At 55.3% G+C, this 17683-nt stretch carries 16 protein-coding genes and 1 pseudogene; 15 read left to right on the top strand and 2 right to left on the bottom strand.

The genetic code is table 11. From position 1 onward, the window contains the following. Positions 1–7: 7 nt before the first annotated feature. The 4 genes and pseudogenes from QMF38_RS12665 to rsmI all read left to right on the top strand — a co-directional run bounded on the left by QMF38_RS12665 (position 8) and on the right by rsmI (position 2928). Positions 8–937 carry a DNA polymerase III subunit gene (locus QMF38_RS12665; RefSeq protein ID WP_281759638.1) on the top strand — a complete coding sequence of 310 codons (930 nt, stop codon included), beginning with the start codon at positions 8–10 and terminating at the stop codon, positions 935–937. Next, a pseudogene (locus tag QMF38_RS12660) lies at positions 937–1575 on the top strand (PSP1 domain-containing protein); the annotation flags it as partial. The gene QMF38_RS12665 and the pseudogene QMF38_RS12660, both read left to right, overlap by 1 nt. 40 nt (positions 1576–1615) lie before the next feature. After that, positions 1616–1924, top strand: a complete 309-nt coding sequence (locus QMF38_RS12655) for an initiation-control protein YabA (protein WP_058094701.1) — start codon at positions 1616–1618, stop codon at positions 1922–1924. Between the two features lie 122 nt (positions 1925–2046). Beyond that, complete coding sequence (gene rsmI, locus QMF38_RS12650) at positions 2047–2928, top strand: 16S rRNA (cytidine(1402)-2'-O)-methyltransferase (protein WP_281759637.1); 882 nt, start codon at positions 2047–2049, stop codon at positions 2926–2928. A 76-nt stretch (positions 2929–3004) separates the two neighbouring features. Here the strand turns inward: rsmI and QMF38_RS12645 are convergent, their stop codons facing one another. Then, entirely contained in the window at positions 3005–3247 is a 243-nt protein-coding gene (locus QMF38_RS12645) for an AbrB/MazE/SpoVT family DNA-binding domain-containing protein (RefSeq protein ID WP_040288444.1), read from the bottom strand. 637 nt (positions 3248–3884) lie between these two features. Between QMF38_RS12645 and metG the strand changes: the two genes are divergently transcribed. Genes metG through rsmA form a run of 4 tightly spaced genes read left to right on the top strand, consistent with a single transcriptional unit; the run spans position 3885 to position 8076 of the window. Then, positions 3885–5873, top strand: a complete 1989-nt coding sequence (gene metG / locus QMF38_RS12640; RefSeq protein WP_390854627.1) for a methionine--tRNA ligase — start codon at positions 3885–3887, stop codon at positions 5871–5873. Then, a complete protein-coding gene (locus tag QMF38_RS12635) occupies positions 5870–6649 on the top strand; it encodes a TatD family hydrolase (protein WP_281759635.1) in 780 nt (259 codons plus the stop codon). Before metG ends, QMF38_RS12635 begins: the two co-directional genes overlap by 4 nt. Further along, positions 6650–7216 (top strand): ribonuclease M5, encoded by a 567-nt coding sequence (gene rnmV, locus QMF38_RS12630; protein WP_281759634.1) that lies wholly within the window; start codon positions 6650–6652, stop codon positions 7214–7216. It abuts the gene before it with no gap. Further along, a complete protein-coding gene (rsmA, locus tag QMF38_RS12625) occupies positions 7216–8076 on the top strand; it encodes a 16S rRNA (adenine(1518)-N(6)/adenine(1519)-N(6))-dimethyltransferase RsmA (protein WP_281759633.1) in 861 nt (286 codons plus the stop codon). Before rnmV ends, rsmA begins: the two co-directional genes overlap by 1 nt. Before the next feature lie 109 nt (positions 8077–8185). Here rsmA and QMF38_RS12620 read toward each other — a convergent pair whose 3' ends face one another. Further along, positions 8186–9718 carry a carboxylesterase/lipase family protein gene (locus QMF38_RS12620; RefSeq protein ID WP_281759722.1) on the bottom strand — a complete coding sequence of 511 codons (1533 nt, stop codon included), beginning with the start codon at positions 9716–9718 and terminating at the stop codon, positions 8186–8188. A gap of 363 nt (positions 9719–10081) precedes the next feature. On the opposite strand from QMF38_RS12620, the gene QMF38_RS12615 reads away from it, so the two are divergent. The 7 genes from QMF38_RS12615 to QMF38_RS12585 all read left to right on the top strand — a co-directional run bounded on the left by QMF38_RS12615 (position 10082) and on the right by QMF38_RS12585 (position 17681). After that, positions 10082–11308: an acyl-CoA dehydrogenase family protein gene (locus tag QMF38_RS12615; RefSeq protein WP_281759632.1), complete on the top strand. Its 1227-nt coding sequence runs from the start codon at positions 10082–10084 to the stop codon at positions 11306–11308. A gap of 14 nt (positions 11309–11322) precedes the next feature. Continuing rightward, positions 11323–12102 carry an SDR family oxidoreductase gene (locus QMF38_RS12610; protein WP_006445690.1) on the top strand — a complete coding sequence of 260 codons (780 nt, stop codon included), beginning with the start codon at positions 11323–11325 and terminating at the stop codon, positions 12100–12102. Positions 12103–12145: 43 nt separating this feature from the next. After that, positions 12146–13771, top strand: a complete 1626-nt coding sequence (locus QMF38_RS12605; protein WP_074692695.1) for a long-chain-fatty-acid--CoA ligase — start codon at positions 12146–12148, stop codon at positions 13769–13771. Next, positions 13768–14367, top strand: coding sequence for a TetR/AcrR family transcriptional regulator (locus tag QMF38_RS12600; protein ID WP_281759631.1), 600 nt, complete (start codon positions 13768–13770; stop codon positions 14365–14367). The genes QMF38_RS12605 and QMF38_RS12600 overlap by 4 nt, the downstream gene beginning before the upstream one ends. A gap of 66 nt (positions 14368–14433) precedes the next feature. Further along, entirely contained in the window at positions 14434–15597 is a 1164-nt protein-coding gene (locus QMF38_RS12595; protein WP_006445684.1) for an acyl-CoA dehydrogenase family protein, read from the top strand. Between the two features lie 164 nt (positions 15598–15761). Then, complete coding sequence (locus tag QMF38_RS12590; RefSeq protein WP_281759630.1) at positions 15762–16523, top strand: beta-ketoacyl-ACP reductase; 762 nt, start codon at positions 15762–15764, stop codon at positions 16521–16523. 12 nt (positions 16524–16535) lie between these two features. Next, a complete protein-coding gene (locus QMF38_RS12585; RefSeq protein WP_058094689.1) occupies positions 16536–17681 on the top strand; it encodes an acetyl-CoA acetyltransferase in 1146 nt (381 codons plus the stop codon). Positions 17682–17683: the final 2 nt, after the last annotated feature.

The following is a 17683-nucleotide window of genomic DNA, read 5'->3' as shown; positions in this document are numbered from 1 at the left end:
AATGCGTGTGGCTGCAGCGGGGGACGCAACAAATGGGTCACTCGTAGGTTTACCCGAGCCGCTGATGGCCTCGTTGGCGGCCAGGAGCCTGTTGCATGCGGTACTACTGGTCGGTACACCGACGGATACGGCGCGGGCGGCCGGGTTTGTTGCGCGCCATTTGCTCTGTGAAAGGCCTGCGGACGCCCCTTGCGGGACCTGCCGTGCTTGCGTGCAAATGGCCGCGAGCGCGCATCCGGACTTTCTCGAAGTTGGTGCCCAAGGGCTCAAGACGGCGGATGTCGAGGCCGTACAGGACTGGCTGGCGACAAAGGCCCACGGCGGGCGCAAGGTTTACGTACTTCACGGCGTGGATCATATGACTGGCGTGGCGGCAAACCGCATGTTGAAGACGCTTGAAGAGCCTGAACCGCATGTGTATGCCATCATGACGGCCAAGAGTCGCCAGAACGTGTTGTCGACCATTCGTTCGCGGGCATTTGCGTACGATCTCGCGCCGGCAGGTCCATACACTGCCACGGATCCGGCGGCGGCTGAACAGCTTCACCGCTTGCTACATGCGACGGAAGATCCTTCGTTTGATGGCTTCGTCGATCAAATGATAAAATGGACGAAGATGTGGCTCGTCGAACGCGCGCCGGCGTGGACGCTGGCGGCAGCGTGGCAGTCGTTATCTGAACAATTACCCGCAGAGGACAGCCTGTTACTGCTCGCAGAGTGGTTGCGCGAAGTCCTGAATGTCCGTGCCAGCATGCCGTGCGGTCGGTTTCAGGATTGGGAACAGGCCATTTTGCGCATCGCTCCCATCCTCGAGATTCACCAGTGGGCCGAAGCGATTGAAATTGTGCTGGAGTGCCGTCTACGGCTACAATCGCATGTTGCGGCCTTGCTGAATTTCGAGCAGATGTGCATCCGTTTGCGGGAGGTTTCATCCTAATGTACGACATTGTCGGCGTTCGCTTTAAGCCAGCCGGGAAAATCTATTATTTCGATCCCGGTGATCTCCCGATACACAAGGATTCACACGTCATCGTCGAAACGGCTCGCGGAGTTGAATATGGTCGCGTGGTTGTCGGTCGTCGCCAAGTGACGGAGGACTCGGTCGTGCTGCCTTTGAAACAGGTGATGCGTGTGGCGACGCCAGAAGACGAGATGACCGTAGAGGAAAACCGTGTGCGCGCACGGCAAGCCATGGTGACATTTCGCGAAAAGGTCGCGAAACACCGACTACAGATGAAGTTGGTCGACGCTGAATATACATTTGACAGAAATAAGTTGATTTTCTACTTTACAGCGGACGGCAGGGTCGATTTTCGCGAACTCGTAAAGGACTTGGCGAGCGTCTTCCGCGTTCGCATCGAGTTGCGGCAAATCGGTGTCCGCGACGAGGCAAAAATCCTTGGTGGCATTGGTCCGTGTGGCCGCCTGCTGTGTTGTTCAACGTGGATGGGCGAATTTGACCCTGTATCCATTCGCATGGCCAAGGATCAAAGCTTATCACTCAACCCGTCCAAAATTTCGGGTTTGTGTGGCCGTTTGATGTGTTGTTTGAAATTTGAGAACGATTCGTACCAAGACCAAGACGCGATGGCGTAAAAGAGGTTGGTGTCCGCACATGGACAAGCAATCTTTGTTCGTACAAGTTGCGAATTTGGAAGAGCGGATTGGCGAGTTGTACGAGGAATTGGGATCGCTCAAGCACAAGATCCAGGAACTCATCGAAGAAAACCAGCGATTGCAACGGGAGAATGAACATTATCAAGCTGAATCGCTGGGCAAGACGGTCAACCCGGAGTCCAGCTCTGCGCAGGAGAACTTGCGCCGTATTTATCGAGAAGGATTCCACATCTGCAACGTCAAGTATGGGAGCTTGCGCACTGAAGGAGAATGTCTGTTTTGCCTTTCGTTTATCGATCGCGCCTGAAATCACAGGCGGGCTGTGCCTTCTGCGATAGAACAACTAAGGGTCTGTCGGTATCAAGCCGTCCGTTCATGGGGATGGATGTTCGGCTTGCGACAGGCCCTTTTTTCGGTAGGTGAACATGGTTGGAGACGAGCGTAACGTCATCAGCTTGTCTATACGTGTGCAGTACCCCGATTGGAAATCTTTCGGATGTCAGTTTACGGCTTCTTGAGGTATTGCGTGAGGTAGATCTTGTGTTGTGCGAAGATACGCGGCAAACCCGCAAGCTGTTCAGCCGCTACGATATCCCAGCGGATCGACTGCGCAGCTACCACCAGCATAACGAGCGGGCAAGTCAGGCGTGGTTGCGCGACCAGTTTGCTGCAGGCAGTCGCATCGCGCTCGTATCGGATGCAGGTACGCCACTCGTATCGGATCCAGGGGCGGTTGTGGTCGAAACGGCCATCGCGATGAAAGTTCCTGTGGTGCCCATTCCCGGGCCGAGCGCTGTACTGGCAGGATTGGTGGGTAGTGGGCTCGCCATGACGCCGTTTGTCTATCTGGGATTTCCACCGCGGTCGCAATCTGAGCGCACGTTATGGCTAGAGCCGTTTCGGACTGTGCCGGCGACACTGGTGATGTATGAGGCGCCTCATCGCTTGCCGGGTACGCTTGCGTTTTTACGCGAGGCGCTTGGTGACAAGCCTGCGGTTTTGGCCAAAGAACTCACAAAACTGCACGAGTCGTTTGTGCGGGGAACACTGTCCACGTTATGCGAGCAAGTGGCTGAGGAGGAGCCACGGGGCGAGTATGTCGTGTTAATTGACAATCGGTTGACCGCAGAGGATGCACAACGCGCCCGTGCCGAGGAAGCTGAATGGGCGTGGCAGCGAGCTTTTGAAGAAGTTCACCGCGCCATGGAGCGAGGGGTGTCGCACAAACAGGCTGTGGCCGAGGCGAGTGAGCGGTTTGGCGTGAAACGTCGAGAACTTTACAATGCGACCCTGGCGCAAGGCGAGGACTGAATGCTGTCTTGCGTCTAGTAAAAAAGGCCACAGCAGGGGGTTGCCTGCGGCGGCCTTGGCCTATACTCGTCTCAACTTACGCGTGTTGCATTTCGGAGATGCAAGACGGGCAGATGTTCTTGCCTTTAAAGTGGATAATCTCGTCCGCTTGTCCGCAGAAGATGCAAGCTGGTTCATACTTCTTCAGAATGATACGATCCCCATCGACATAGATTTCGAGAGCATCCTTTTCGCCAATGCCGAGCGTGCGGCGCAGCTCGATAGGAATCACGACACGGCCCAACTCGTCAACCTTGCGCACGATACCTGTAGACTTCACTGTACCATCCCCGTTCAATAAATAATATTTTTCTTTTTGAAATATCGCACAGCTCGGCAGCGACTATACCATCACTATCACGCCATGCAAATACTTCTATAGTCTTACTATACTGGATATCTGGCATTTTGCAAGACCTTACATTTCTGAAGGTAGCTGTTCGAATGATTCAGATTTCCATTTTCGTGTGCGATGAAGCCTTCGGAATATATCAATGTGTCGTATCATGATGTACTTTCGCTTTCAAACTACGCGCCAGAGCGCAAACGTGTGTTGGGTAACCGGCAGTTGCGATATGCAGGTGGATCGCGTATTATGGGGGGCAAATCAAGTCGCAACTGCACATTGTGATTCGGTGAAGGAATGGTACCCAAAACGCGGTTGACAGCGAGCCGGGATGGTGGAAGCCGGTAACAGAGCGGCTGGGGAGTATGGTTCTGGAGAATCGCACGGTGAGGCTTACAGTTTGGCCAAGCCGGGCGCGGATGTTCCCGTTACAGAACAGGGCGCAAGATGAGCGCCTGCAACAAGGCCGGTAAACGCAAATTGCGGTGTACTGGCGAAGTTGGGTGGTACCACGAGCAAGGCCTCGTCCCAATCTGGGGCGAGGCTTTTTTGTGGTTACCAGGATACTGCGATGTGCCAGGAAAAAAAGGGGGAAGAAGCATTGTCAAAGCCGACGTTTTACATCACGACACCGATTTATTATCCCAATGACAAGCTGCACATTGGCCATGCCTATACCACCGTTGCGGCGGACGCGATGGCGCGCTACAAGCGATTGCGCGGTTATGACGTCTATTTCTTGACCGGGACAGATGAGCACGGCCAGAAAATCCAGACACGCGCCGCGCAGGCCGGGCTACCGCCCAAACAGTTTCTCGATCCGATTATCGACTGGATCCAATCGTTGTGGAAGAAACTCGACATTTCCTATGACGACTTCATACGGACGACAGAAGAGCGGCATACGAAGGTGGTCGCCGACATTTTTGAACGCCTTTTGCAGCAGGGCGACATTTACCTCTCTGAATACGAAGGCTGGTACTGCACGCCTGACGAGTCGTTTTGGACGGAGCGGGAACTGAAGGATGGAAAGTGTCCTGAGTGCGGCCGCGAGGTACAGTTTGTCCGCGAGGCTTCGTATTTCTTCCGGATGAGCAAGTATGTCGACAAATTGGTGCAATACTACGACGAGAATCCAGAGTTTATCGAACCCGTTGGCCGCAAGACGGAAATGCTGAAAAACTTCATCGAGCCGGGGTTGCAGGATTTATGCGTATCACGCACGTCGTTTGATTGGGGCGTCCACGTCAAGAGCGACCCGAAGCACGTTGTCTATGTGTGGCTCGATGCCTTGACCAACTATATCACAGCGATTGGTTACGGTTCTGACGATCCGGAACAACGGGCGAAGTTTGAGAAGTATTGGCCGGCCGACGTACACGTCGTCGGCAAAGACATCGTTCGCTTTCACACCATCTACTGGCCCATCATCCTCATGGCACTAGGTTTGCCGCTGCCGAAAAAGGTGTTCGGCCACGGCTTCTTCTTGGCCAAGGGTGGGAAGATGAGTAAGTCGAAAGGTAACGTGATCGATCCACTGCGCTTAATCGACCGCTATGGCCGCGACGCGTTTCGTTACTTCCTGCTGCGCGAGATTCCGTTTGGCCAGGACGGCGTTTTCACGCCTGAAGCCATGGTCGAGCGCCTCAATTACGATCTCGCCAACGACTTTGGCAACCTGGTGCATCGCACGGCGGCGATGCTCGGACGGTTCACCGACAGGATTGTGCCTGAGCCGGGCGCACGCGTGGAACAGGATGAGGCATTGGCCGAGTTGGCTGAGTCGACGCGGGCGAAAGTGGAAGAGCATATGGACAAAATGCAGTTTTCCCTCGCGTTGACGGAGATCTGGAACCTTGTGCGCGCCGCGAATAAGTACATCGACGAGTGTCAGCCGTGGCGCTTGCACAAAGAAGGACAGACGGATCGCCTGCAGACGGTGTTGTATCACATGGTCGAGGCCATCCGCGTTTCGACGATTTTAGTACAGCCGTTTATGACAGATGCACCGAAGGCAATCCGGCAGCAGTTCGGATGGGCGGCTGACGAATTTGCTTGGACAGCAGCTGTCATCGGGATGGGCGGTGCCGGCAAGCATGTTGCCGAAGCGGCGCCTTTGTTCCCGCGACTCGATGTAGAAAAGGAGATTGAAGCATTGACTGAAATGACGACCAACCAGCATACGACAGCCAAGGCAGAGCCACAGGAGGCGGCAAAGGTTGCGCCAACCGGCAAGCCGCAAATCGGCATTGACGCGTTTGACCAAGTCGAACTTCGCGTCGGCCAGGTTTTGACCGCAAAAAAGGTCGAGGGTGCGGACAAACTGCTCCAATTCGATATCGATCTCGGCGCGGAGAAGCGGCAAATTGTTTCCGGTATCGCGAAGTTTTATCAGCCGGAGGAACTCGTCGGCAAAAAGGTGGTTGTCGTATCGAACCTAAAGCCTGCGAAGTTGCGCGGCGTCGAATCACAGGGCATGATTTTGTGTGCCTCGGAAGGCGATAAGCTCTCCATTGTCTCGGTACCCGACTCCATGCCAAACGGAGCGATTGTCAAGTGAGACTGTTTGATACGCACTGCCACTTGATGGATGGGCAGTTTTCGGACGATCTCGACGAGGTGATCGCCCGAGCGCGCGAGGAGGGGGTCGACCGCGTGGTCATTCCGGCGGTCGACCTCTTGACGGCGCATGCGGCCATCCGCATCGCCGAAGCACACGAAGGCATCTATGCGGCGGTTGGCATTCATCCAGAGTCGGCAGCGGACGTCAAGAGCGAGGTCTATGATGAGATCGAGCGCCTCGCCAAGCACGAAAAAGTCGTCGCAATTGGTGAAATTGGCCTCGATTATTACTGGGATCATGCACCACGGCCCGTTCAACAGGAGGTCATGGAACGACAGATTGAGATAGCCAAGCGGGTGGGGCTGCCCATCATCGTGCACAACCGGGAATCAACCGAGGACGTTATCACGCTGATTGCCAAGACTCAGGTCGGGACAAGCGTCGGAGGTGTCATGCACTGTTTCAACGAGCGTGAGGAGGTCCTCGTGCAATGTTTAGACCTCGGCATGTACATCTCATTTGCGGGCCCAATTACGTTTAAGAAGTCGGACGATCTGCGCGCACTCGCGGCGAAGGTACCGCCTGACAGGTTACTCGTCGAAACGGACAGCCCGTATTTGTCGCCCCATCCGTTCCGCGGCAAGCGCAACGAGCCGGCACGCGTGAAGCTCGTCGCCGATACGGTGGCCTATGCGCGCGGTGAGTCGATTCAAACTTGCGCCGAGCAGACCTGGGAGAACGCTCATCGGCTGTTCTGGAAGGTGAAGCGCTAGATGACAGAGGAACGGCCAAAGCTGTCGGAAGTGGTGGTGGTCGAGGGCATTCACGACAAGCAGCGCGTCGATGAAGCCGTCGAGGCGGACGTCATTGTTCTTGGCGGGGATCGGCTGAGCAAGCGGGTGCTCGCGCTGTTGCGCCGAGCGATCGCGGTGCGCGGGGCCATTTTGCTCACCGATCCTGATGGTGCCGGCGAGCGGATCAGGCGCCGCATCGACAGATTGGCACCCGGATGCAAACATGCGTATCTGCCACGTGCGAAGGCCATCGCAGACGGCGGGCTTGGCGTCGAACACGCATGTTCCGAAGACGTGAAATGTGCGTTGCTGGCAGCGCGATCGACAAATGTAGCAAAGCAGGTATACGTCCAGGAGGAATATACCTACGACGATTTGCTGCAGCATGGCTTAACAGGTCACCCGCAAGCGGCAATCCGCAGGCAGCGAGTCGGTGATGCCCTGGGTATTGGTTACGGCAACACGAAGGCGTTTTTGCACAAGTTAAACGCCTATGGTGTCACGCGCGACGAATTCGAACGAGCAGTGGAAAGGTTGACTGACTGATGGCTGGGGTCGATTTTGGACCGCGGGCGACAAAAGAGCTCTTGCGGCAGTACGGCGTGATCGCCAAGAAGCAACTGGGGCAAAACTTCCTCATTGATGCACGTGTGTTGGACGGGATTGTCACCGCTGTCAACGCCGATGACCACACGGTGGCACTTGAGGTGGGGCCTGGGCTTGGCGCGCTTACCACGCAATTGGCGGAACGGGCGCGACAGGTGGTGGCTATCGAGAAGGATGAAACCTTGCGGCCGCTGCTTGGTGGCGTGTTGGCCGGGCGAGGGAATGTGGAACTCGTGTTTGCGGATTGTTTAAAGGTCGATATCGAGGCCTTGGTATCCCCTTTTTTGCAAGCGGATGACGATCTCGTCTTTGCCGCCAATCTTCCGTACTATGTCACGACGCCGATTCTGTTTGCCGTGCTCGAATCCAAGTTGCCCCTTCGTCGCGCCGTCGTCATGGTCCAGCGCGAGGTCGCGGATCGAATGGTGGCCGCGCCGGGCGGTAAAGACTATGGCGTCCTGTCGGTCGGCGTACAGTATCGGGGTGCGGTGCAACGGTTATTTGTCGTTCCGCCGAGTGCGTTTCTCCCACAACCGGGGGTTGAGTCGGCCGTTGTGCTGATCGACTGTGAGCATCGTCCACCTTTGCGCGCCCCTGACGAGGAGACATTTTTTCAAGTCGTACGGGCAGCCTTTTCCACACGCCGGAAAACGCTTGAAAATGCGCTGGCAGGCGGTCTAGGCGTCGCAAAGTTGGAAGCAGCCGACCTGATTCAGAGGGCGGGCCTCAATCCCTCGGCACGCGCGGAGGCCTTGTCGATTGCGGATTTTGTGCGTTTAGCAGAGCAGATGGGGCCCTAGAGCCCCTTATGCCCAGAGGGTTATCTGGCGAACGTCAGCGGCACCGATGTTCCAACTGGCACGAATGGTGCCGCAACTTTGTCCGCCGATGTGCATCGTCGTACTTAAATCAGAAAATGTACTGTTTTTGCTTAAAGTACTCTTGCACGAAGAACTGCATAAGAGGACTTGGTTCTTGTCGGACAAATTTGGGCTCGTCATCGAATACCATGGCGTATGGCGCATCGGGTGTGCAGGGATACCAGTGTGGCAAATCTTGACCCGTCATATCTTTCCCATTTGGATCTCCAGAACGGATGAAGTTGGCCCAGTAATCGCACATTTGGCGAGCCAAGTCGTAATGTTTTCCGACAAACGGCCGCCAACACTTAGCCAGAGTCTCGAAGAAAAACCACAGATCAACCGAATGAAAGGCCCCTGGCTGATCCCACCCCGGAATTTCTGCATCGAATACGTAATAGTACAATGGTTCTTGCGTCTTCCAGTTGCTACTGGCTTGCACGGCGGTGCGAATGGCAAACTCCAAGGAATGGAGTGTGGCTTTTTTCAGAACGTCTTCGAAATCATGTGCATCCGCTTCGCAAAGCGCAAGATATGTTGCGGCATCATCACCAAAACGTTCGACGGCCATTTGCTTCAATTCATCTAAATCTTTGACGTTTGGGGCGCTGTAAAATTCGTCAGACGTGTGACCAAAAAGCACGGAGACCTGTAAATGTTTACCCTCGACAAAGAGATCAAATCCGTCACCCATGCAGAATACGTCATCCACGACAGTCCCCCAGAAGCCCTTATAGTCGAGCGCTTTGTCACGGATGTAAAAAGCGTCGAGCTGGCGGGCTTCGGCCAAGGAGGATACGCCAAGAAACGCAAAGAATTGCATTCCGTCCGCTTCAGCTTCCGCCAGTGTTCTCCCATAACCTGGCATACGACCGCCGGGATAAACTCTGCCAAACAGTCCACTTTGGATAATTGCCCTTTGTACGAGCCCTTCGTTCTGGGGAGATGTGAGTTGGCTTAATACACTTCCACCGCCAGCGGATTGGCCACCAATCGTGATGTTCTCCGGATCGCCGCCGAATGCAGCGATATTGCGCTTGACCCATTGTGTCGCAAACTGTTGATCGAGATGTCCAAAATTAGCCGGAGCTTCGGGGGCTTCTGCGGTAATCTCCGGATGACACAAAAAACCAAACACGTTGAGGCGATAGTTGACGGTAACCACGACGATTCCTCGGCGCGCGAGGCGTTCGCCGTCAAACTCCATTTCAGATGTGTAACCGACCTGCAATCCGCCACCGAAATACCAAACAAACACGGGAAGCTTTTCGTCAGGGCTGTGTGCCGGCGTCCAGATGTTGAGATAGAGACAATCCTCACTCATGGGAGTATCCGGATCGACATGCCACTCTCGACCATAGATGTTGCTTTCGTTGTGGTGTATGGGTGATTGCATGGAAATCGGTGCGAATGTATAAGCGTCGAATACGCCGTCCCAGTCCTTTGCGGGCTGGGGAGCTCGCCAGCGATTTTCGCCGACTGGCGGAGCTGCAAAGGGAATGCCCTTAAAGCTTGTAATGCGAGGGTCGGCTGCTGGGAGCCCCCGAACGAAACCGTTCTCGACCTTCACGACCCGCAGCATGCTTTGCATGGCTCATATCTCCCTTCAGACAGATGATTTGCCAGCCAGCCCGATCACGATTGAGATGGCTGACAGTGAAAGGAACATTGCGGTGGGCGGCACGATACCGTGCAACCGTCCATAGGGAGACGCAAGCCTGAGCGCTTGGCTTCCTACTTGTATACTATATTGCAAATTTACGATGTCTTCTGGTCTTTTTGGGGAAGGACACTTGTCCACCGCGATGAACTTCTGGATGCGGTCTGGCAGGCGGGGTTTGCCATCCAAAGTGCAAATTCCCCTCGCTCCATGTAGCCGAGACAGGCATCGGTGCGTTATAATAGCGCCGTAACATACCAACCGGTCAGTACACAGGAGGGGCTCATGGATTTCTCCTATTCTGAGAAGGTCGTTCGGTTACGAGAAAAGCTCACGCAGTTTATGGAGACGTATGTGTACCCGAACGAAGCTGTTTACGTCGCCCAACTGAAAGCGCTTACTGGTGAATCGCGACGGTGGTCGAGCATACCACCGATTGTGGAGGAGCTGAAGGCACGGGCAAAGGAGCAAGGATTATGGAATTTGTTCCTTCCCGATAGTGAATACGGAGCAGGCCTGACAAACCTCGAATACGCGCCGCTTTGTGAAATCATGGGTCGATCTATCATCGCTCCTGAAATTTTTAATTGTAATGCCCCTGATACCGGGAACATGGAAGTTCTCGCGCGATACGGATCCGATGAGCAGAAGGACCGGTGGCTTCGCCCGCTTTTAGCTGGCGAGATTCGCTCTTGTTTTGCGATGACCGAGCCAGATGTCGCGTCAAGCGACGCCACCAATATCAGGGCGAGCATTGTTCGCGAGGGAGATGAATATATCGTCAACGGCCGCAAATGGTGGTCTACGGGAGCGGGGGACCCGCATTGCCAATTCGCCATCGTCATGGGGTGCACAAACCCTGAGGCGCCGCGGCATGAACAACAGTCTATGATTCTCGTGCCGTTTGATACGCCTGGTGTACGAGTCGAACGCATGCTCTCCGTCTTCGGGTACGATCACGCTCCACATGGTCATGGTGAGATTATATTTGATCAGGTGCGCGTCCCGGCAAGTCACATCATCTGGGGGGAAGGAAAGGGGTTCGCGATCGCGCAGGGGCGTTTGGGCCCTGGCCGCATTCATCACTGCATGCGCCTATTAGGTGCGGCGGAACGCGCGCTCGAGCTCTTGTGTAAGCGTGTACAATCGCGTGTGGCCTTTGGCCAGCCCCTTGCCGGCCAAGGAGTCATTCAAGACTGGATTGCACAGTCCCGAATGGAGATTGAGCAGGCGCGCCTTTTGACCCTGAAGGCCGCATACATGATGGACACGGTTGGCAATCGAGCGGCCCGTACCGAAATTGCAATGATCAAGGCTGTTGCGCCCAACGTCGCGCTCCGCGTGATCGATCGAGCCATCCAAGCCCATGGCGCCGCCGGTGTGAGCGACGATTATCCGCTTGCGGCCTTTTGGGCAAACGCCCGAACCTTGCGCATTGCGGACGGGCCAGATGAAGTGCATCTTATGCAAATCGCGCGCGACGAGTTGCGGAAGTATCGTGAGGCGCCATAAGAGAGGGGAACTCCATGCATATCCATGATTTATTTGATCTTCATGGCAGAGTAGCGATTGTCACAGGGGGTGGGCGTGGACTGGGTGAACAGTTGGCCGAGGCGCTTGCAGAAGCGGGGGCGGATTTGCTTTTGTGCTCGCGCAAGGTCGAGGCTTGCAGAGAAGTGGCGGATCGCCTTACAGCCGAGACAGGTGTCAAGGTGATTGCGATGTCCTGTGATATCGCGCAACCTGAGGACGTGGCTCGGGTTGTCGAGCGGGCCATGGCAGAGTTTGGCCGAATCGACATCTTAGTGAACAACAGCGGCGCGACTTGGGGTGCCCCTGCTGTCGACATGCCGCTTGAAGCCTGGCGTAAGGTCATTGACACAAACGTCACGGGCACGTTCTTGATGAGCCAGGCGGTTGGTCGCGTCATGATTCAGCAAGGCGGCGGGAAGATCATCAACATTGCTTCCACTGCCGGCTTTGGCGGCGTCGATCCGCGATTGATGGATGCCATTGGCTACAACACGAGCAAAGGTGCCATTTTGACATTTACCAAGGATCTTGCCGTCAAATGGGGGCCGCACGGCGTCACGGTCAATGCCATTGCGCCGGGCTTCTTTCCCACTAAGATGTCGAGGGGTGTTCTCGCCCAGGCTGGCGAGGCACTTTTGGCACAGACGCCTTTGGGGCGCTTTGGCGGCGACTTTGACTTAAAGGGTGCTGCTGTTTTTCTTGCATCCGCCGCATCCGATTACATGACGGGGGCTGTGTTGACGATCGACGGTGGTGTCTCGGCGCATCACTGATCTGCGGCCTGCATCGCCGCGGAATTGTAAAGGAGGTTGCGTAATGTTACAAGGCTATGGGTTTCAGCATTACCCCGCGCACATTCCGACGAGCATTGACGTGCCGGAGATATCGATGCGGGATTTATTCAGGCAATCGGTGAAGACGTATCGCGACTGCGTTGCCACGTGGTTCTACGGCCGGCAGATGACCTACGGCGAGTTGCAACAGGCAGTCGATGCCTTTGCTGCAGGACTTCAAGGACTGGGCGTCGGTAAGGGAGATAGAGTTGCCATCATGTTGCCGAATTGCCCGCAATATGTCATTGCGTATTACGGGATCCTGACGGCAGGTGCCGTTGTCGCACAGGTGAATCCGATGTCCGTGCCCCGCGAACTCCAGCACATTCTGGCCGATTCCGGGGCAAAGGTGATGGTGACGCTCGACGCCCTCGCGCCGCGCGTACAGGGTGTGCAAAGCGAAACGGATGTGGCGTACATCATTAGTGTTGCGTTGCAGGATCAGAGTGTCACACCTGAGGGTACCACTCCGTTTGCCGCCGTGGTACAAAACGGTCTGGCAAGGCCATTGGACGAAGTGATGATCGATCCGGCAGAGGATGTCGCTGTGCTTCAATACACAGGTGGTACGACAGGGCTTTCAAAAGGTGCTATGCTGACGCATCGCAACCTCGTCGCCAACACCTTGCAATGTTATTACTTCTTCCGCGACAGTTATCATCCCGGCAACGATACGTGCCTAACCGTCCTCCCACTGTTCCACGTCTTTGGCATGACCGTGTGTATGAACGTTTCCATTTATAACGGCGCACGCTTACTCTTGATACCGCGCTTCGATCCGGCGGAGGTGGCACAGATTATCAAGGCGGAGCAACCGACGATGTTCCCTGGGGTGCCCACGATGTATACCGCGCTGTTACATTTGCCGAATATCGAAAATTACGGCTTGAATAGCATACGAGTTTGTAATAGTGGAGGCGCTCCGATGCCAGTCGAGTTGATGCGCGCATTTGAAGCGAAAACGGGTACGACCGTGTACGAAGGATTTGGCTTGTCCGAAGCTTCGCCGGTGACGCACTGCAATTCGACGTTTGCCCCACGTAAGCCAGGGACGATTGGATTGCCGTACCCGTCGACCGAATACAAAATCGTCGATCTGGAAGACGGCGTCACGGAGGTGCCTGTTGGGGAGATTGGCGAACTGGTCATTCGTGGCCCGCAAGTCATGAAAGGGTATTGGAACATGCCGGAGGAGACCGCGCGGACGCTGCGTGACGGCTGGTTATATACGGGCGATATTGCCACCGTCGACGAAGATGGCTACGTATCGATTGTGGACCGCAAAAAGGACATGATCATCGCTAGTGGTTATAACATCTATCCGCGCGAGGTCGAGGAGGTTTTATACGAACATCCGGCAGTTCAGGAGGCCATTGTCGTCGGTGTACCTGATGCGTACCGCGGAGAAACGGTGAAGGCGTTTATCGTCCTTAAGGCAGGTGCGCAAGCGACGGAAGACGAAATTATTGCACACTGTAAAGCGGGATTGTCTCCATATAAGGTTCCGAAGCTCATCGAGTTTCGCAGCGAGCTTCCCAAAAGCAGCGTAGGCAAGTTGTTGCGGCGTGCCTTGCGCGAAGAATCTACAGCGAAAGTGGATGGTGCATGAACGACGAGAAACCAGACATGAGAACACTCATCGCTGAGGTGAGTCTTGCCCTTTTTGAGAAACGTGGATTTACGGAGACGTCTGTCCAAGACATTTGTGATGAACTGGGTGTCACCAAAGGGACGTTTTACTACTATTTCGCCAGCAAAGAGGCCCTGCTCATGGACATCCATGAACAGTACATCGTGACGTTGCTCGAGGAACAGGGCAAAATTTTGGCGGATACCGATTTGACTTATCGAGAAAAGGTTCGCGCCATCTTGTACATGCTGATTCGCGATATCGAAAAGCGCGGTGCTCGGGGGCGCGTGTTTTTCCGCGAGATGCGCCATCTCAACGACGAGCGAAAGGCCAAAATTGTACCATTGCGCAACCAATTCCGTCTCAATATTGAACAAATGGTGCGCGAGGGCGTGGAAGCTGGCGCTTTTCGATCCGCAACCAATCCAAAGCTTGCAGCGTTTGCACTGCTCGGCATTGCAAACTGGAGCTACCAATGGTTTCATCCTGACGGCGAACTGTCGGATCAAGAAGTTGCTGATGCATTCGCGGCGATGTTGCTGGAAGGTATAGAAGTGGCGTCGCGAGATCGATGACGCATGCGTGAAATAGTAGGCTGCGTTGGGGACTTGAGAGTCCTGTTGGAATGGAGAGGTGAGCCGATGGACTATGTGCTTACGCCTGAACTGGATATGTTGCGCCGGGCCATCCGGGAATTCGTTGAGGGCGTGATCGAACCGCGCGCGATGCAGATTGAGGACGAGGATGAGGTACCCGATGACATCATGGAAGCATCGCGAAGGCTTGGTCTTTTTGGGCTTAGCATTCCGGAGGAATACGGTGGCTTAGGGCTTGACATGGTTGGCAAATGCACGCTCTTTACGGAGTTAGGCAAAACCATCAACGGCTACACATCGATCATCGGAGCCCATAATGGCATTGGTTCTGTCGGGATTGTTGCGTTTGGCACCAAGGAACAAAAGATGAAGTACCTTCCGAAGATGGCGAGCGGCGAGTGGATAGGGGCATTCGCATTGACCGAACCGCAGGCGGGATCGAACGCGGCGGCGCTCAAAACGACAGCCGTGAAGAAGGGTGATCGCTATGTGCTGAACGGGCAGAAAATTTATATCACCAATGCGCCTTTGGCACACGTGTTCACCGTCATGGCCGTGACGGATCCCGAGAAGGGAGCAAAGGGGATCACGTCATTTATCGTCGAGCGCGATTTCCCGGGTTTTCGCGTAGGGCATATTGAAAAGAAGATGGGGCTGCATGGGTCACACACAGCCCAGTTGTTCTTCGACGATATGGAAGTGCCGGAAGAGAACGTGCTGGGCGTGGCCGGCGATGGGTATGTCAATGCCTTAAAAATTCTGGCCAATGGCCGGGCTGGTTTAGCCGCCAGGTGCTTAGGATCCTGCGAGTATCTGCTCGATAAATCCGTTCAGTATGCGCATGAGCGGGTGCAGTTCGGGAAGCCGATTTTTGAACAACAGATTATCCAGCACTACCTTGCGGAAATGGCGACCGAGATCGAGCTGTTGCGCAGTTTTGTGCACCGTGTGGCTTGGATGACTGACCAAGGCATGAATGTGGTGAAAGAGGCTGCGATGCTTAAGCTCTACGGTTCTGAGGTGTACAACCGAATCGCCGACAAGGCGGTCCAGATCCACGGTGGGCTTGGTTATATTGCGGAGTATCCAATCGAGCGGTTTTATCGGGACGCTCGTATCACGCGCATTTATGAAGGGACGTCTGAAATTCAAAAAAATATTATCGCCGCGCAATTGCACAAGGAATACCAACGCCGACAGCCTGAGTAGGCGGGCACATATCCTCTGTGAAGTTCGTTACTCTATGTAGTTCGACCATAGCTTAAGAAGCAGAATCGCAAGCGACTCATGGAGATGTCGGTAAAGTGATTGGGTTGAAAACGCTTACCGTGGTTGAATCGTCAAGCTGAGAAAAACAGAAGGGAGTCATTTGTATGGCGCGTTTAACGGGGCAGGTAGCAATAGTGACAGGTGCGGCACGAGGGATCGGCGCGGCGACAGCAAAACGGCTGGCGGCGGACGGTGCGAAGGTGGCTGTGTTCGATTTGAAAGAAGAGTGGACTGGGGACACGGTGATGGCCATTCAAGCTGGTGGCGGTGAGGCCATCGGGTTCGGTTGTGACGTGACGGACAAAGTTGCAGTGGAAACCGCCATGCAGACCGTCGTCGAACGCTTCGGCCGGCTTGATATCCTCGTGAACAACGCAGGTGTGATTCGCGACAATTTACTCTTTAAGATGTCGGAGGACGACTGGGACATTGTGATGAATGTGCATCTTAAAGGCGCGTTTTTGTGCAGTAAAGCCGCGCAAGCGTACATGGTACAACAGCGTTCAGGCAAAATCGTGAACACGTCGAGCACGTCCGCCCTTGGCAACCGGGGGCAGGCCAACTATGCCGCGGCGAAGGCAGGCATTCAGGGATTTACGCGCACCCTCGCACTCGAACTTGGGCCATTTGGCATTCGGGTGAACGCGGTCGCGCCCGGCTTTATCGAGACCGATATGACGAAACAGACGGCGGATCGCGTCGGTATGGACTTTGAGCAATTTAAGGAAATGGCGGTGCAATCGATCGCGCTGCGTAGAGTCGGGAAACCAGAGGATGTGGCAAATGTGGTTGCCTTCCTCGCGAGTGACGATGCAGCCTATGTCTCGGGCCAAGTGATCTACATCGACGGTTGCAGGATGCGCTGAGGAGGTTGTGTCATGAGGCGCGATCGGATCGCGGCAATTGTCGGTATCGCGGAATCGGATATTGGCGTGACACCGGATAAGACTGTCCTTCAGCTACAGGCGCAAGCAGCGGTGCGGGCCTTGACCGATGCCGGATTGCATACTCGCGACGTGCAGGCGCTGTTTTGTGCGGGGGCATGGACCACGTGGACCAACCTGATGCTCGCCGAGTATCTAGGCATACAGCCCATCTATACGGATTCGACCAACATCGGTGGTTCTTCGTTTGAGGCGCATGTAGGGCATGCCGTGGCCGGGATTCAGGCCGGGTTGTTCGAGGTTGCCCTGATTGTCTATGGCAGTACGCAACGGTCTCAGCGCCTGCGTGGCAAGGTGCCGGGGGAAGTCAGTCTCACCGAGCAGTACGAGGCTCCATTTGGATTGCCTGTACCCGTAGGGGCGTACGCCATGGCGGCCATGCGGCACATGTACGAATACGGCACGCGCCCCGAGCAGCTTGCCGAGGTCGCCGTTGCAGCGCGCCAGTGGGCGATGCAAAATCCGCGTGCCTTCGCGCGCGATCCGCTAAGCGTCGAGGACGTCCTTGCCTCCCGAATGATTTGCGAGCCACTTCATCTATATGACTGCTGTCTAGTTACAGACGGTGGCGGCGCCATTGTTGTCACATCCGAACGCGTCGCGCGCCAGTGTCGGCACAAGCCCATCTGGGTACTCGGGCACGCCGAGACGCACACGCATCACACATTGCTCTCGATGCCGGACGTGACATCCACCGGTGCCGCCGTGACCGGGCCACGCGCCATGGCGATGGCCGGCATTCGCCACGACGACGTCGATGTCGCCGAGATTTACGACTCGTTTACGATCACGGTGATTGTAACGCTCGAAGCTTTGGGTTTTTGTCAACAGGGAGAAGGTGGGGCGTTCGTCAGCGGTGGGCGGATCGCACCAGGGGGCAGTTTCCCAATGAATACGAACGGGGGTGGTCTGTCCTATTGCCATCCAGGCATGTACGGGATCTTCCTGCTCATTGAGGCGGCCTTGCAGTTGCGAGGGGACGCGGGTATGCGCCAGGTGCCAAACGCGCAAATTGCACTCGTTCACGGAACCGGCGTCCAGTTGTCTTCGAGCGCAACCGTTGTCTTAGGGAGGGATTAGAG

This window comes from Alicyclobacillus hesperidum subsp. aegles (assembly GCF_027923525.1).
GTDB lineage: Bacteria > Bacillota > Bacilli > Alicyclobacillales > Alicyclobacillaceae > Alicyclobacillus > Alicyclobacillus aegles.
This window is presented reverse-complemented; position numbering and strand designations above follow the sequence as displayed.